General features: G+C 53.7%; 12 protein-coding genes and 1 tRNA gene. 12 read left to right on the plus strand and 1 reads right to left on the minus strand.

The window, feature by feature from the left end; genetic code table 11:
* Positions 1 to 236: 236 nt before the first annotated feature.
* Positions 237 to 1,580, minus strand: a complete 1,344-nt coding sequence (gene argG, locus ACLJPE_RS09445) for an argininosuccinate synthase (protein ID WP_039514415.1) — start codon at positions 1,578 to 1,580, stop codon at positions 237 to 239.
* 343 nt (positions 1,581 to 1,923) lie between these two features.
* Here argG and ACLJPE_RS09450 point away from each other — a divergent pair.
* The 12 genes from ACLJPE_RS09450 (at position 1,924) to mtr (ending at position 15,716) form a co-directional block, all read left to right on the plus strand.
* A tRNA-Met gene (locus tag ACLJPE_RS09450) sits at positions 1,924 to 2,000 on the plus strand.
* A 207-nt stretch (positions 2,001 to 2,207) separates the two neighbouring features.
* Positions 2,208 to 2,660 (plus strand): ribosome maturation factor RimP, encoded by a 453-nt coding sequence (rimP, locus tag ACLJPE_RS09455; protein ID WP_000105461.1) that lies wholly within the window; start codon positions 2,208 to 2,210, stop codon positions 2,658 to 2,660.
* 27 nt (positions 2,661 to 2,687) lie between these two features.
* On the plus strand, positions 2,688 to 4,190 hold the full coding sequence (gene nusA / locus ACLJPE_RS09460; protein ID WP_001031038.1) for a transcription termination factor NusA: 1,503 nt from the start codon (positions 2,688 to 2,690) through the stop codon (positions 4,188 to 4,190).
* Positions 4,191 to 4,214: 24 nt separating this feature from the next.
* The gene (gene infB, locus ACLJPE_RS09465) at positions 4,215 to 6,893 is read left to right on the plus strand and encodes a translation initiation factor IF-2 (RefSeq protein WP_000133064.1); all 2,679 of its coding nucleotides are present in this window, start codon (positions 4,215 to 4,217) and stop codon (positions 6,891 to 6,893) included.
* Positions 6,894 to 7,113: 220 nt separating this feature from the next.
* Positions 7,114 to 7,515, plus strand: a complete 402-nt coding sequence (gene rbfA, locus ACLJPE_RS09470) for a 30S ribosome-binding factor RbfA (RefSeq protein WP_001040208.1) — start codon at positions 7,114 to 7,116, stop codon at positions 7,513 to 7,515.
* The gene (gene truB / locus ACLJPE_RS09475; RefSeq protein WP_000089670.1) at positions 7,515 to 8,459 is read left to right on the plus strand and encodes a tRNA pseudouridine(55) synthase TruB; all 945 of its coding nucleotides are present in this window, start codon (positions 7,515 to 7,517) and stop codon (positions 8,457 to 8,459) included. The genes rbfA and truB overlap by 1 nt, the downstream gene beginning before the upstream one ends.
* A gap of 150 nt (positions 8,460 to 8,609) precedes the next feature.
* Positions 8,610 to 8,879, plus strand: coding sequence for a 30S ribosomal protein S15 (gene rpsO, locus ACLJPE_RS09480; RefSeq protein WP_000059465.1), 270 nt, complete (start codon positions 8,610 to 8,612; stop codon positions 8,877 to 8,879).
* A 241-nt stretch (positions 8,880 to 9,120) separates the two neighbouring features.
* Positions 9,121 to 11,256 (plus strand): polyribonucleotide nucleotidyltransferase, encoded by a 2,136-nt coding sequence (pnp, locus tag ACLJPE_RS09485; RefSeq protein WP_001670767.1) that lies wholly within the window; start codon positions 9,121 to 9,123, stop codon positions 11,254 to 11,256.
* 109 nt (positions 11,257 to 11,365) lie between these two features.
* Complete coding sequence (nlpI, locus tag ACLJPE_RS09490) at positions 11,366 to 12,250, plus strand: lipoprotein NlpI (RefSeq protein WP_000802069.1); 885 nt, start codon at positions 11,366 to 11,368, stop codon at positions 12,248 to 12,250.
* 105 nt (positions 12,251 to 12,355) lie between these two features.
* Positions 12,356 to 12,436: a protein YrbN gene (yrbN, locus tag ACLJPE_RS09495; RefSeq protein WP_010723222.1), complete on the plus strand. Its 81-nt coding sequence runs from the start codon at positions 12,356 to 12,358 to the stop codon at positions 12,434 to 12,436.
* A complete protein-coding gene (deaD, locus tag ACLJPE_RS09500; protein WP_000807248.1) occupies positions 12,429 to 14,318 on the plus strand; it encodes an ATP-dependent RNA helicase DeaD in 1,890 nt (629 codons plus the stop codon). The genes yrbN and deaD overlap by 8 nt, the downstream gene beginning before the upstream one ends.
* A gap of 153 nt (positions 14,319 to 14,471) precedes the next feature.
* Positions 14,472 to 15,716 carry a tryptophan permease gene (gene mtr, locus ACLJPE_RS09505; RefSeq protein ID WP_000224373.1) on the plus strand — a complete coding sequence of 415 codons (1,245 nt, stop codon included), beginning with the start codon at positions 14,472 to 14,474 and terminating at the stop codon, positions 15,714 to 15,716.
* The last annotated feature ends 66 nt before the right edge of the window (positions 15,717 to 15,782 follow it).

A 15,782-nucleotide genomic window follows, 5' to 3' on the forward strand; every position in this document is an offset into this window, starting at 1 on the left:
CCTGTTAGGGCGCGGCTGGTAAGAGAGCCTTACAGGCGCATCAGAAAAACCTCCGGCTATGCCGGAGGATATTTATTTCGTTTGTTATTTGTGGTTGTCTGTAGGTCGGATAAGACGTTTACGCCGCCATCCGACATTATTACAACCCATGATGGCGCTACGTTTATCAGGCCAACAGACACCTTATATTCCGCGCATAAAAAAGGCCGCTTTCGCGGCCTTAAAATGATAAATGTTTACTTCGCTTTGTTTTCCAGATTCTCAACCTGCGGCAGACCGGTCGCGGAAGAGGCGGTTAACAGACCCGCTTTCGCGTAGCCGAACAGTTTCTCGCGGGTATCGGTAATGTCCAGATTACGCATGGTCAATTGACCGATACGATCGTCCGGTGAGAACACGGACTCGCCTTTCTCCATGGTCAGACGCTCAGCCTTATAGGTCAGGTTGTCAGACACCGTGTTCAGGATGGAGTAGTCGTTGCCGCGACGCAACTCGAGTGTGACCTCACCGGTAATCTGGCTGGCGACCCAACGTTGCAGGCCGTCACGCAGCATCAGCGCCTGAGAGTCGAACCAGCGGCCCTGATACAGCAGTTTACCCAGCTGACGACCATGTGAATGATACTGTTCAATGGTGTCTTCGTTGTGAATACCGGTCAACAGACGCTCGTAAGCGATGTGCAGCAGCGCCATTCCGGGGGCTTCATAAATACCGCGGCTTTTTGCTTCAATGATGCGGTTTTCAATTTGGTCGCTCATGCCCAGGCCGTGACGGCCACCGATGCGGTTCGCTTCCAGCATCATCTCAACATCATCGCTGAAGGTTTTACCGTTCAGGGCAACAGGGTGACCCTGCTCGAAGCGGACGGTCACAACTTCTGCCGGGATCTTCACGCTTTCGTCCCAGAACTTCACGCCCATAATCGGGTTGACGATCTTGACGCTGGAGTTAAGAAACTCCAGATCTTTCGCTTCATGCGTGGCGCCGAGCATGTTGGAGTCGGTGGAGTAGGCTTTTTCGACTGACATCTTATAGTCGAAACCGCAGGCAATCATAAATTCAGACATCTCATGGCGACCACCCAGCTCATCGATAAAGTCGGTATCCAGCCACGGTTTGTAAATCTGCAGCTCGGCGTTGGTCAGCAAGCCGTAACGATAGAAACGTTCAATATCGTTGCCTTTATAGGTGCTGCCGTCGCCCCAGATATTCACGCCGTCTTCTTTCATCGCGGCGACCAGCATCGTGCCGGTCACGGCACGGCCCAGCGGCGTGGTATTGAAATAGGTCAGTCCGCCAGTCGTATTATGGAAAGCGCCGCACTGAATCGCTGCGATCCCTTCTGCAACCAACTGCTTGCGGCAATCAATCAGGCGAGCATTCTCTGCGCCATACTCCATTGCGCGACGAGGAATGGCGTCATAGTCATCCTCATCCGGTTGTCCCAGATTCGCAGTATAGGCATATGGGACAGCTCCTTTTTGTCGCATCCACAGCAGCGCGGTGCTGGTGTCCAGACCGCCGGAAAAAGCGATACCAATACGTTGACCTGCTGGAAGATGCTTAAGAATCGTCGTCATAGAATAGAACCCTGCTTGATTGACTGATAATGAGATCGGTTTCTGCTTTAGTGCATTTTTATGCAAAATAAATGAGTTTTCATTTAATCATCTTTTAGCAGAGACAGGAAGCATTTAGTGAAGGTTTACTGAAATAACGTTGTGAAATGCGTGTATAAGCCGGAGAGGTGGGATGAGTATAACGAAGAGTGATATTCATTCATCTGCATATTGGGAATAGGGTTGACATAACTCATGCCTGGTCACTATACTGTGCGCAGATTTTACGTCCCGTCCTCGGTACCAAATCCCAGCAGTATTTGCATTTTTTACCCAAAACGAGTAGAATTTGCCACGTTTCAGGCGCGGGGTGGAGCAGCCTGGTAGCTCGTCGGGCTCATAACCCGAAGGTCGTCGGTTCAAATCCGGCCCCCGCAACCACTTTCCCTTAGAGTTCTTTTTCAAATATACTGTGAAGATTATGTCCTTCGTAGCTGGATTTGAAAAAAATTCTTTCGGAAGGTACACCAGACCGCCGTTGCGGTTATAGGGTTCAGTTATCTAAAGCCCCGATTTATCGGGGTTTTTTGTTATCTGACTACAGAATAACTGGGCTTTAGGCCCTTTTTTTATGTCTTGGGGGTGGGCTTGTCCACATTAGAGCAAAAATTAACAGAGATGATTACAGCGCCAGTTGAAGCCTTAGGCTACGAGCTGGTCGGCATCGAATTTATTCGCGGTCGCACATCCACACTGCGCATCTATATTGATAGTGAAGATGGCATCAATGTTGATGATTGTGCTGATGTGAGCCACCAGGTAAGCGCGGTGCTGGACGTTGAAGATCCTATCTCCGTGGCTTACAACCTTGAAGTCTCGTCACCGGGTCTCGACCGTCCTATGTTCACTGCCGATCACTATGCGCGTTTCCAGGGTGAAGAAGTCGCGCTGGTTCTTCGCATGGCGGTACAGAACCGTCGCAAGTGGCAGGGCATTATCAAAGCGGTGGACGGTGAAATGATTACCGTCACAGTCGAAGGCAAAGATGAAGTGTTCGCGCTGAGTAATATCCAGAAGGCGAACCTGGTTCCCCACTTTTAACAGTCTGGATGAGGTGAAAAGCCCGCGATGAACAAAGAAATTTTGGCTGTTGTTGAAGCCGTCTCCAACGAAAAAGCGCTGCCACGCGAAAAAATTTTTGAAGCGCTGGAAAGTGCGCTGGCGACAGCAACAAAGAAAAAATATGAGCAGGAGATCGATGTTCGTGTAGAAATCGATCGTAAAAGCGGTGATTTTGATACTTTCCGCCGTTGGTTGATCGTTGAAGAAGTGACCATGCCGACGAAGGAAATTACGCTGGAAGCGGCGCGTTTTGAAGATGAAAGCCTGAATGTCGGCGACTATGTTGAAGATCAGATTGAATCTGTCACCTTTGACCGTATCACCACGCAGACTGCGAAACAGGTTATCGTACAGAAGGTCCGTGAAGCTGAACGGGCGATGGTTGTCGATCAGTTCCGCGACCAGGAAGGCGAAATCGTCACTGGCGTGGTGAAGAAAGTGAACCGCGACAATATCTCTCTGGAAATTAAATCCGAAGGGATGGCCGGTAACGCTGAAGCGGTGATTCTGCGTGAAGATATGCTGCCGCGCGAAAACTTCCGCCCTGGCGACCGTATTCGCGGCGTGCTGTATGCTGTTCGCCCGGAAGCGCGTGGCGCGCAGCTGTTCGTCACCCGTTCCAAGCCGGAAATGCTGATCGAACTGTTCCGCATCGAAGTGCCGGAAATCGGCGAAGAAGTGATTGAAATTAAAGCGGCGGCTCGCGATCCGGGTTCTCGTGCGAAAATCGCAGTGAAAACCAACGATAAACGTATCGATCCGGTCGGCGCTTGCGTGGGGATGCGCGGCGCGCGCGTTCAGGCGGTTTCTACCGAACTGGGCGGTGAGCGTATCGATATCGTGCTGTGGGATGATAACCCGGCGCAGTTCGTCATTAATGCGATGGCACCGGCAGACGTCGCGTCTATCGTGGTGGACGAAGATAAACATACCATGGATATCGCCGTTGAAGCCGGTAATCTGGCGCAGGCGATCGGACGTAATGGTCAGAACGTCCGCCTGGCTTCGCAATTGAGCGGCTGGGAACTCAACGTAATGACCGTTGATGACTTGCAGGCTAAACATCAGGCTGAAGCACATGCCGCTATCGAGATCTTTACTAAATATCTTGATATTGATGAAGAGTTCGCGACCGTTCTGGTAGAAGAAGGTTTCTCCACGCTCGAAGAACTGGCCTATGTGCCAATGAAAGAACTGCTGGAAATTGACGGCCTTGATGAGCCGACCGTTGAAGCACTGCGCGAGCGTGCTAAAAACGCACTGGCCACTCTGGCGCAGGACCAGGAAGCAAGCCTCGGTGATAACAAACCGGCTGACGATCTGCTGAATCTGGAAGGATTAGATCGCGATATGGCTTTCAAACTGGCGGCTCGTGGTGTTTGTACGCTGGAAGATCTCGCCGACCAGGGCATTGATGATCTGGCTGATATCGAAGGGTTGACCGACGAAAAAGCCGGTGAGCTGATTATGGCTGCCCGTAATATTTGCTGGTTCGGCGACGAAGCGTAATAAACTGTAGCAGGAAGGAACAGCATGACAGATGTAACCCTAAAAGCGCTGGCCGCAGAGAGACAGGTTTCCGTGGATCGCCTGGTACAGCAGTTTGCTGATGCAGGTATCCGGAAATCTGCTGACGACTCTGTGTCCGCACAAGAAAAACAGACTTTACTGGCGCACCTGAACCGCGAAGCGGTTTCTGGTCCCGATAAACTGACGCTGCAGCGTAAGACGCGCAGTACCCTGAATATTCCAGGTACCGGTGGAAAAAGTAAATCGGTACAAATCGAAGTCCGCAAGAAGCGCACCTTTGTGAAACGCGATCCGCAAGAGGCTGAACGCCTGGCCGCGGAAGAGCAGGCGCAGCGTGAAGCGGAAGAGCAAGCCCGTCGTGAGGCAGAAGAACAGGCCAAACGCGAGGCGCAACAAAAAGCTGAACGCGAGGCCGCAGAACAAGCTAAGCGTGAAGCCGCTGAAAAAGCGAAACGTGAAGCTGCGGAAAAAGACAAAGTGAGCAATCAACAGACTGACGATATGACCAAAACCGCCCAGGCCGAAAAAGCCCGCCGTGAGAATGAAGCTGCAGAGCTGAAGCGTAAAGCGGAAGAAGAAGCACGTCGCAAACTCGAAGAAGAAGCGCGTCGTGTAGCAGAAGAAGCTCGCCGCATGGCGGAAGAAAACAAATGGACCGCAACGCCTGAGCCAGTAGAAGACACCAGTGACTATCATGTCACCACTTCTCAGCACGCGCGCCAGGCCGAAGACGAAAACGATCGTGAAGTTGAAGGCGGTCGTGGTCGTGGCCGTAATGCAAAAGCGGCGCGTCCGGCGAAAAAAGGCAAACATGCCGAATCCAAAGCCGATCGCGAAGAAGCGCGTGCTGCGGTTCGCGGCGGTAAAGGCGGCAAGCGTAAAGGGTCTTCTTTACAGCAAGGCTTCCAGAAGCCCGCTCAGGCCGTTAACCGCGACGTGGTGATCGGTGAAACCATCACCGTTGGCGAACTGGCGAACAAGATGGCGGTGAAAGGTTCTCAGGTCATCAAAGCGATGATGAAGCTGGGCGCCATGGCCACCATCAACCAGGTCATCGACCAGGAAACCGCACAGCTGGTTGCCGAAGAGATGGGCCACAAAGTTATCCTGCGTCGTGAAAACGAACTGGAAGAAGCGGTAATGAGCGACCGTGATACCGGCGCTGCGGCTGAACCGCGCGCACCGGTTGTGACCATCATGGGTCACGTTGACCACGGTAAAACCTCTCTGCTGGACTACATTCGTTCCACGAAAGTAGCCTCTGGCGAAGCGGGCGGCATTACCCAGCACATCGGTGCTTACCACGTTGAAACTGACAACGGGATGATCACCTTCCTGGATACCCCGGGTCACGCCGCGTTTACTTCTATGCGTGCTCGCGGCGCCCAGGCAACGGATATCGTGGTTCTGGTGGTAGCGGCAGACGACGGTGTGATGCCCCAGACTATCGAAGCTATCCAGCACGCGAAAGCGGCAGGTGTGCCGGTCGTGGTTGCGGTGAACAAAATCGATAAGCCGGAAGCCGATCCGGATCGCGTTAAGAACGAACTGTCCCAGTACGGCATTCTGCCGGAAGAGTGGGGCGGTGAAAGCCAGTTCGTTCACGTGTCTGCGAAAGCGGGTACCGGTATTGACGAACTGCTTGATGCTATCCTGCTGCAGGCCGAAGTTCTGGAACTGAAAGCGGTACGCAAAGGTATGGCGAGCGGCGCGGTGATCGAATCCTTCCTGGATAAAGGTCGTGGTCCGGTGGCTACCGTTCTGGTACGCGAAGGTACGCTGCATAAGGGCGATATCGTGCTGTGTGGCTTCGAATACGGCCGCGTGCGTGCGATGCGTAACGAACTGGGTCAGGAAGTGCTGGAAGCGGGTCCGTCCATTCCGGTGGAAATCCTCGGCCTGTCCGGCGTTCCGGCTGCGGGTGACGAAGTGACCGTCGTTCGCGACGAGAAGAAAGCGCGTGAAGTTGCTCTGTATCGTCAGGGTAAATTCCGTGAAGTTAAACTGGCGCGTCAGCAGAAATCTAAACTCGAGAACATGTTCGCCAACATGACCGAAGGCGAAGTTCACGAAGTGAACATCGTGCTGAAGGCCGACGTACAGGGTTCTGTGGAAGCGATCTCCGACTCCTTGCTGAAACTGTCTACCGACGAAGTGAAAGTGAAGATCATCGGTTCTGGCGTAGGTGGTATCACCGAAACCGACGCGACCCTGGCTGCGGCGTCCAACGCCATTCTGGTGGGCTTCAACGTTCGTGCGGATGCCTCTGCGCGTAAAGTGATCGAATCTGAAAGCCTGGATCTGCGTTACTACTCCGTCATCTATAACCTGATCGACGAAGTGAAAGCGGCGATGAGCGGTATGCTGTCTCCGGAACTGAAACAGCAGATCATCGGTCTGGCTGAAGTGCGCGATGTGTTCAAATCGCCGAAATTCGGCGCGATCGCGGGCTGTATGGTTACCGAAGGTACGATTAAACGCCATAACCCAATCCGCGTTCTGCGTGACAACGTGGTTATCTATGAAGGCGAGCTGGAATCCCTGCGCCGCTTCAAAGATGACGTTAACGAAGTCCGTAACGGCATGGAATGTGGTATCGGCGTGAAGAACTACAACGACGTTCGCGTTGGCGATATGATTGAAGTATTCGAGATTATCGAGATCCAACGTACCATCGCTTAATCTTCGTCGTCTTTTGGGCCGCAACGGCGTTGGCTGCGCTCGCTCACCCCGGTCACATAGTTATCTATGCTCCCGGGGATTTACGAGCTTGCCGCCTTGTTGCAATCCAAAATCCTTAGAAGATGATTAGGCGTAGGCCGGGTAAGCGAAGCGCCACCCGGCAAGAAATTTAAAAAGGGGCTTATGGCCCCTTTTTTGTCTTTATTCTGGAGAATTTATTATGGCGAAAGAATTTGGTCGCCCTCAGCGCGTAGCGCAAGAGATGCAGAAAGAGATCGCGCTCATCCTGCAACGCGAAATCAAAGATCCACGTGTAGGTATGATGACCACCGTATCGGGTGTTGAAATGTCCCGCGATCTGGCATACGCCAAAGTATTCGTGACGTTCCTCAACGATCAGGACGAAGCGGCTGTGAAAAACGGCATTAAGGCCCTGCAGGAAGCGTCTGGTTTCATCCGCAGCTTGCTGGGTAAAGCGATGCGTCTGCGCATCGTACCGGAACTGACCTTCTTCTACGACAACTCGCTGGTGGAAGGGATGCGTATGTCCAACCTGGTGACTAACGTGGTGAAACATGACGAAGAACGTCGTGTGAACCCGGACGACAGCAAGGAGGACTGATGAGTCGTCCTCGTCGTCGTGGCCGCGACATTCACGGCGTTCTGCTGCTGGATAAGCCGCAGGGTATGTCCAGCAATGACGTGCTGCAGAAAGTTAAGCGCATCTACAATGCCAACCGCGCCGGGCATACCGGCGCGCTGGACCCGCTGGCGACCGGCATGTTGCCGATTTGCCTCGGCGAAGCGACAAAATTTTCGCAGTACCTGCTGGATTCTGACAAACGCTATCGTGTTATTGCCCGTCTGGGGCAGCGCACGGATACCTCTGACGCCGATGGTCAAATCGTGCAGGAGCGTCCGGTGACTTTCAGCGCTGAGCAGCTTGCGAGCGCGCTGGAGACCTTTCGTGGGGATATCGAACAGATTCCCTCGATGTATTCGGCGCTGAAGTATCAGGGCAAGAAGCTGTACGAATATGCCCGCCAGGGTATCGAAGTGCCGCGCGAAGCCCGCCCGATTACCGTCTATGAGCTGCTGTTTATTCGCCATGAAGGTAACGAGCTGGAGCTGGAAGTTCATTGCTCCAAAGGCACCTATATTCGTACCATTATTGATGATTTAGGTGAGAAACTGGGCTGTGGCGCGCACGTAACGTTCCTGCGTCGTCTGACGGTCAGCAAGTATCCGATTGAGCGAATGGTCACGCTGGAGCAATTGCGCGAGCTGGTAGCACAGGCGGAACAGCAGGGCGTTCCGGCGGCGCAGTTGCTCGATCCATTATTGATGCCAATGGACAGTCCAGCTTCGGACTATCCTGTTGTTAATTTGCCGTTAACATCTTCGGTATACTTCAAAAATGGCAACCCGGTTCGTACCACGGGCGCGCCGTTGAAGGGACTGGTTCGTGTGACGGAAGGCGAAGACGGTAAATTTATCGGTATGGGCGAAATTGACGACGAAGGCCGTGTCGCGCCTCGTCGGCTGGTAGTAGAGTACCCAGCGTAATGTCGCTTCGTCTTGCGATAAGAGAGCGCTGCGAGTAGAATACCGCCGCTTAACGTCGCGTAAATTATTTAACAGTTTACGCGGCGTACACTGGGATCGCTGAATTAGAGATCGGCGTCCTCTCATTCTTAAATACTTTGGAGTTTTAAAATGTCTCTAAGTACTGAAGCTACAGCTAAAATCGTTTCTGAGTTCGGTCGTGACGCAAACGACACCGGTTCTACCGATGTTCAGGTTGCTCTGTTGACTGCACAGATTAACCACCTGCAGGGTCACTTTGCAGAGCATAAAAAAGATCACCACAGCCGTCGTGGTCTGCTGCGTATGGTTTCTCAGCGTCGTAAACTGCTCGACTACCTGAAACGTAAAGATGTTGCACGCTACACCGCGCTGATTGAGCGTCTGGGTCTGCGTCGCTAATTCTTTCGAGTTTCAGAAAGAGGGGGCCTTCATGGCCCCTTTTTTCCAGCAGATGGCAGCAATTCGCTGGAAACTAATGTATTGTTGCTATGAATGATCTTCCGTTGCAGAGGTTCGCGCGGCTAATGAGAGGCTTTACCCATATCAGGGTTAGGGTTGTCATTAGTCGCGAGGATGCGCAGAAGATCGGGTATTAACGACGGCGCGTATTATGCCGTCAAAAATTGGAAAGGATATTATTTTGCTTAATCCGATCGTTCGTAAATTCCAGTACGGTCAGCATACCGTTACGCTGGAAACTGGCATGATGGCGCGTCAGGCCACTGCCGCTGTTATGGTAAGCATGGATGACACCGCCGTATTCGTTACCGTTGTCGGCCAGAAAAAAGCCAAACCAGGCCAGGACTTCTTCCCACTGACCGTTAACTATCAGGAGCGTACCTACGCTGCTGGTCGTATCCCGGGCAGCTTCTTCCGTCGTGAAGGCCGTCCAAGCGAAGGCGAAACCCTGATCGCGCGTCTGATTGACCGCCCGGTTCGTCCGCTGTTCCCGGAAGGCTTCGTTAACGAAGTGCAGGTTATCGCGACCGTCGTTTCCGTTAACCCGCAGGTTAACCCGGATATCGTGGCGATGATCGGCGCATCTGCTGCGCTGTCGCTGTCCGGCATTCCGTTCAACGGCCCAATCGGCGCGGCGCGCGTAGGTTACATCAATGACCAGTACGTGCTGAACCCGACCCAGGACGAGCTGAAAGAAAGCAAGCTGGACCTGGTGGTTGCCGGTACCGAAGCGGCTGTGCTGATGGTGGAATCCGAAGCTGAACTGCTGAGCGAAGACACTATGCTGGGCGCGGTGGTATTCGGTCACGAGCAGCAGCAGGTTGTTATCCAGGCGATCAACGATCTGGTGAAAGAAGCCGGTAAACCACGTTGGGACTGGCAGCCGGAAGCCGTCAACGACGCGTTGAACGCGCGTGTTGCTGCGCTTGCTGAATCTCGTCTGAGCGACGCGTACCGCATCACCGATAAACAAGAACGCTATGCTCAGGTTGACGTAATCAAATCCGAAACCATCGAGCAGCTTATTGCAGAAGATGAAACTCTGGATGCTAACGAGCTGGGCGAAATCCTGCACGCTATTGAGAAAAACGTGGTGCGTAGCCGCGTACTGGCAGGCGAGCCGCGTATTGATGGCCGTGAAAAAGACATGATCCGTGGTCTGGACGTGCGCACTGGCGTGCTGCCGCGTACTCACGGTTCCGCTCTGTTTACCCGTGGTGAAACGCAGGCGCTGGTTACCGCGACTCTGGGTACTGCTCGTGACGCGCAGGTGCTTGATGAACTGATGGGCGAGCGCACTGATAGCTTCCTGTTCCACTACAACTTCCCTCCGTACTCCGTAGGCGAAACCGGCATGGTCGGTTCTCCGAAGCGTCGTGAAATTGGTCACGGTCGTCTGGCGAAGCGCGGCGTGCTGGCAGTGATGCCGGACATGGATAAATTCCCGTACACCGTTCGCGTGGTGTCTGAAATCACCGAATCCAACGGTTCTTCCTCTATGGCTTCCGTGTGCGGCGCTTCTCTGGCGCTGATGGACGCTGGCGTGCCAATTAAAGCCGCCGTAGCAGGTATCGCTATGGGTCTGGTGAAAGAAGGCGACAACTACGTTGTACTGTCTGACATTCTGGGCGACGAAGATCACCTGGGCGATATGGACTTCAAAGTGGCGGGTTCCCGCGACGGTATCTCTGCGCTGCAGATGGATATCAAAATTGAAGGTATCACCAAAGAGATCATGCAGGTTGCGTTGAACCAGGCTAAAGGTGCGCGTCTGCACATCCTGGGCGTGATGGAACAGGCGATCAACGCGCCGCGCGGCGATATCTCTGAATTTGCGCCGCGTATCCATACCATCAAGATCAGCACGGACAAGATCAAAGACGTGATCGGTAAAGGCGGTTCTGTGATCCGCGCGCTGACTGAAGAGACCGGCACCACCATCGAAATCGAAGATGACGGTACTGTGAAGATCGCGGCGACCGACGGCGAAAAAGCGAAATACGCTATCCGTCGTATCGAAGAGATTACCGCGGAGATCGAAGTCGGCCGTATCTACAATGGTAAAGTGACCCGTATCGTTGACTTTGGCGCGTTTGTTGCCATCGGCGGCGGTAAAGAAGGTCTGGTTCACATCTCTCAAATCGCGGATAAGCGTGTAGAGAAAGTGACCGACTATCTGCAGATGGGTCAGGAAGTCCCGGTTAAGGTTCTGGAAGTTGACCGCCAGGGCCGTGTACGTCTGAGCATTAAAGAAGCAACCGAGCAGTCTCAACCTGCGGCTGCGCCGGAAGCTCCGGCGAGCGAACAGGCCGAGTAAGGTAGCCTTTTGCCCTCCGCACTGCGGAGGGCTTTAGACCTGGCTGGACGCCTTGTTGAGCCACCGGGGAACAGGACGTTCATTCAATCGTTGTCTTCGGGAGTGGGAAATGAAGCCTTTTTTGCGCTGGTGTTTCGTTGCGACAGCACTTACGCTTGCAGGATGCAGTAATTCCGCCTGGCGTAAAAGTGAAGTCCTCGCAGTACCATTGCAACCGACTTTACAGCAGGAAGTGATTCTGGCGCGTATGGAACAGATTCTTGCCAGTCGGGCTTTAACCGATGACGAACGCGCACAGCTTTTATATGAGCGCGGAGTGTTGTATGATAGTCTTGGTTTGAGGGCATTAGCGCGAAATGATTTTTCACAAGCGCTGGCAATCAGACCGGATATGCCTGAAGTATTCAATTACTTAGGCATTTATTTAACGCAGGCAGGCAATTTTGATGCTGCCTATGAAGCGTTTGATTCTGTACTAGAGCTTGATCCAACTTACAACTACGCGCACTTAAACCGCGGTATCGCATTGTATTACGGCGGCCGTGATAAGTTAGCGCAAGATGATCTGCTGGCGTTTTATCAAGACGATCCCAATGATCCTTACCGCAGCCTGTGGCTGTATCTTGTTGAGCAGAAGCTTAATGAGAAGCAGGCGAAAGAAGCGTTAAAAGCACGCTTCGAAAAATCGGATAAAGAGCAATGGGGATGGAACATTGTCGAGTTCTACCTGGGCGACATTAGCGAAGCAACGCTGATGGAAAGGCTCAAGGCGGACGCAACGGATAACACCTCGCTCGCTGAGCATCTCAGTGAAACCAACTTCTATTTAGGTAAGTATTACCTAAGTCTGGGGGATTTGGACAGCGCCACGGCTCTGTTCAAACTGGCGGTGGCCAACAACGTTCATAACTTTGTTGAGCACCGATACGCATTGTTGGAATTATCGCTCCTGGGCCAGGACCAAGATGACCTGGCAGAATCGGACCAGCAATAGCTGACGAACATATCAGCCCGTAATCTTTTTGATTGCCATCACCTTCGCGGGTGAGGGCGTTGTTGTTCGTTAATACACCTACTTTGAGCCGGTTCACACTTTTCAATGAAAATTGCAGATCAATTTCATGATGAGTTATGTAGACTGGCCGCCATTAATTTTGAGGCACACGTACTACATGGCTGAATTCGAAACCACTTTTGCAGATCTGGGGCTGAAGGCTCCTATCCTTGAAGCCCTTACCGATCTGGGTTACGAAAAACCATCTCCAATCCAGGCAGAGTGCATTCCGCATCTGCTGGGCGGTCGCGACGTGCTGGGCATGGCCCAGACCGGTAGCGGCAAAACCGCAGCGTTCTCTTTACCGCTGCTCAACAATCTTGATCCTGAGCTGAAGGCACCTCAGATTCTGGTGCTGGCGCCAACCCGCGAACTGGCGGTACAGGTGGCCGAAGCCATGACGGATTTCTCTAAACACATGCGCGGCGTAAACGTGGTTGCCCTGTACGGCGGTCAGCGTTATGACGTGCAGTTACGCGCCCTGCGTCAGGGGCCGCAGATCGTTGTCGGTACGCCGGGACGTCTGCTTGATCACTTAAAACGCGGCACCCTCGACCTCTCTAAACTGAGTGGTCTGGTGCTGGATGAAGCCGACGAAATGCTGCGTATGGGCTTCATCGAAGACGTTGAAACTATTATGGCGCAGATCCCGGAAGGTCATCAGACCGCTCTGTTCTCCGCCACCATGCCGGAAGCGATTCGTCGCATTACCCGCCGCTTTATGAAAGAGCCGCAGGAAGTGCGCATTCAGTCCAGCGTGACTACCCGGCCTGACATCAGCCAGAGCTACTGGACTGTCTGGGGTATGCGTAAAAACGAAGCGCTGGTGCGTTTCCTGGAAGCGGAAGACTTTGATGCGGCGATTATCTTCGTGCGTACCAAAAACGCGACCCTGGAAGTAGCAGAAGCGCTGGAACGTAGCGGCTACAACAGCGCCGCGTTGAATGGCGATATGAACCAGGCGCTGCGTGAGCAGACTCTGGAACGCCTGAAAGATGGTCGTCTGGACATCCTGATCGCTACCGACGTTGCGGCACGTGGTCTGGACGTTGAACGTATCAGCCTGGTGGTGAACTACGATATCCCGATGGATTCCGAGTCCTACGTTCACCGTATCGGTCGTACCGGCCGTGCGGGTCGCGCCGGTCGCGCGCTGCTGTTCGTTGAGAACCGCGAGCGTCGTCTGCTGCGCAACATCGAACGCACCATGAAGCTGACCATTCCGGAAGTGGAACTGCCGAACGCAGAACTGCTGGGCAAACGCCGTCTGGAAAAATTCGCCGCGAAAGTTCAGCAGCAACTGGAAAGCAGCGATCTGGATCAGTACCGTGCGCTGCTGGCGAAAATCCAGCCGTCTGCTGAAGGCGAAGAGCTGGATCTCGAAACGCTGGCCGCCGCACTGCTGAAAATGGCGCAGGGCGAGCGTCCGCTGATCCTGCCGCCGGATGCGCCGATGCGTCCTAAGCGTGAATTCCGTGACCGTGACGACCGTGGTCCGCGCGATCGTAATGACCGTGGCCCGCGTGGCGACCGTGAAGAACGTCCGCGTCGTGAACGTCGTGACGTTGGCGATATGCAGTTATACCGCATTGAAGTGGGCCGTGATGACGGCGTTGAAGTTCGTCATATCGTGGGCGCTATCGCTAACGAAGGCGACATCAGCAGCCGTTACATTGGTAACATTAAGCTGTTCGCGTCTCACTCCACCATCGAGCTGCCGAAAGGTATGCCGGGCGAAGTGCTCCAGCACTTCACGCGTACCCGCATTCTGAACAAGCCGATGAATATGCAGCTGTTGGGTGATGCTGTTCCGCACGCGGGTGGCGAACGTCGCGGCGGTGGTCGTAGCTTCAGTGGCGAACGTCGTGAAGGCGGTCGTAATTTCAGCGGAGAACGTCGTGAAGGTGGTCGTGGCGATGGTCGTCGCTTCAGCGGCGAACGTCGTGAAAGCCGTGGTCCGCGTCGTGATGACTCTACCGGTCGCCGTCGTTTCGGCGGTGATGCGTAACTCGCGCTGACCTGCGCATTCACAGCGTAAAGTAAAATATACAGCCCCGATCGTCACAATCGGGGCTTTTTTTATTTCTTTTGTACTCGTGTACTGGTACAGTGCAACGTATTGAGAGATAGTCACATTATAAATGACTGGAGAGAGAGCTGAATGGCAACACTTACCACCACCCAAACGTCACCTTCGCTGCTTGGCGGCGTGGTGATTATCGGCGGCACCATCATTGGCGCGGGGATGTTCTCCCTGCCGGTGGTCATGTCCGGGGCGTGGTTCTTCTGGTCGATGGCGGCGCTGGTCTTTACCTGGTTTTGTATGCTGCACTCCGGGCTGATGATCCTCGAAGCCAACCTTAACTACCGCATTGGTTCGAGTTTCGACACCATCACCAAAGATCTGTTGGGGAAAGGCTGGAACATTGTCAACGGCATCTCTATTGCCTTTGTGCTCTACATCCTGACTTACGCCTATATCTCGGCGAGCGGCTCAATTCTGCATCATACCTTTGCTGAGATGTCGCTGAACGTTCCGGCGCGAGCGGCAGGTTTTGCCTTTGCGCTGCTGGTGGCGTTTGTCGTGTGGCTGAGTACGAAGGCGGTCAGTCGGATGACGGCGATTGTGCTGGGCGCGAAAGTGATTACTTTCTTCCTGACCTTCGGCAGCCTGTTAGGACACGTTCAGCCTGCCACGTTGTTTAACGTGGCTGAAAGCCACGCGTCATATACGCCGTACCTGCTGATGACGCTGCCATTTTGTCTGGCCTCTTTTGGTTATCACGGTAACGTACCGAGCCTGATGAAATATTACGGCAAAGATCCGCGCACCATCGTGAAATGCCTGATTTATGGAACGTTACTGGCGCTGGCGCTCTATTCCGTCTGGCTGCTGGGGACGATGGGCAACATCCCGCGTCCAGAATTTATCGGCATTGCACAGAAAGGCGGCAATATTGATGTGCTGGTACAGGCGTTGAGCGGCGTGCTGAACAGCCGCAGCCTGGATCTGCTGCTGGTGGTGTTCTCTAACTTTGCGGTCGCCAGTTCCTTCCTTGGCGTGACGCTGGGGCTGTTTGACTATCTGGCGGATCTGTTTGGCTTTGATGACTCGGCAATGGGGCGTTTTAAAACGGCGCTACTGACGTTTGTGCCGCCAATTGTCGGTGGCCTGCTGTGGCCGAACGGTTTTCTGTACGCCATTGGCTATGCAGGTTTAGCTGCAACTATCTGGGCGGCCATTGTGCCTGCGCTGTTGGCGCGCAAATCTCGCGAACGTTTCGGCAGCCCAAAATTTCGCGTCTGGGGCGGTAAACCGATGATTGCCCTGATTCTGGTCTTCGGTGTCGGCAACGCGGTTATCCATATTCTGTCGAGCTTTAATTTGCTGCCGGTGTACCAGTAACGTTATTGTGCCGGATGGCGGTTGCACCTTATCCGGCCTACTTGATGCTGTAGGCCCGGTAAGCGA

The organism is Salmonella sp. SAL04196, assembly GCF_046550835.1.
GTDB lineage: Bacteria > Pseudomonadota > Gammaproteobacteria > Enterobacterales > Enterobacteriaceae > Salmonella > Salmonella enterica.

Bases quoted from the DNA above. Each gene is read 5' to 3' on its own strand.
- yrbN (WP_010723222.1), top strand. From the start codon at position 12,356: ATGAAAATTGCAGATCAATTTCATGATGAGTTATGTAGACTGGCCGCC.
- rpsO (WP_000059465.1), top strand. From the start codon at position 8,610: ATGTCTCTAAGTACTGAAGCTACAGCTAAAATCGTTTCTGAGTTCGGT.
- argG (WP_039514415.1), bottom strand. From the start codon at position 1,580: ATGACGACGATTCTTAAGCATCTTCCAGCAGGTCAACGTATTGGTATC.
- mtr (WP_000224373.1), top strand. From the start codon at position 14,472: ATGGCAACACTTACCACCACCCAAACGTCACCTTCGCTGCTTGGCGGC.
- deaD (WP_000807248.1), top strand. From the start codon at position 12,429: ATGGCTGAATTCGAAACCACTTTTGCAGATCTGGGGCTGAAGGCTCCT.
- truB (WP_000089670.1), top strand. From the start codon at position 7,515: ATGAGTCGTCCTCGTCGTCGTGGCCGCGACATTCACGGCGTTCTGCTG.
- infB (WP_000133064.1), top strand. From the start codon at position 4,215: ATGACAGATGTAACCCTAAAAGCGCTGGCCGCAGAGAGACAGGTTTCC.
- rbfA (WP_001040208.1), top strand. From the start codon at position 7,114: ATGGCGAAAGAATTTGGTCGCCCTCAGCGCGTAGCGCAAGAGATGCAG.
- nlpI (WP_000802069.1), top strand. From the start codon at position 11,366: ATGAAGCCTTTTTTGCGCTGGTGTTTCGTTGCGACAGCACTTACGCTT.
- nusA (WP_001031038.1), top strand. From the start codon at position 2,688: ATGAACAAAGAAATTTTGGCTGTTGTTGAAGCCGTCTCCAACGAAAAA.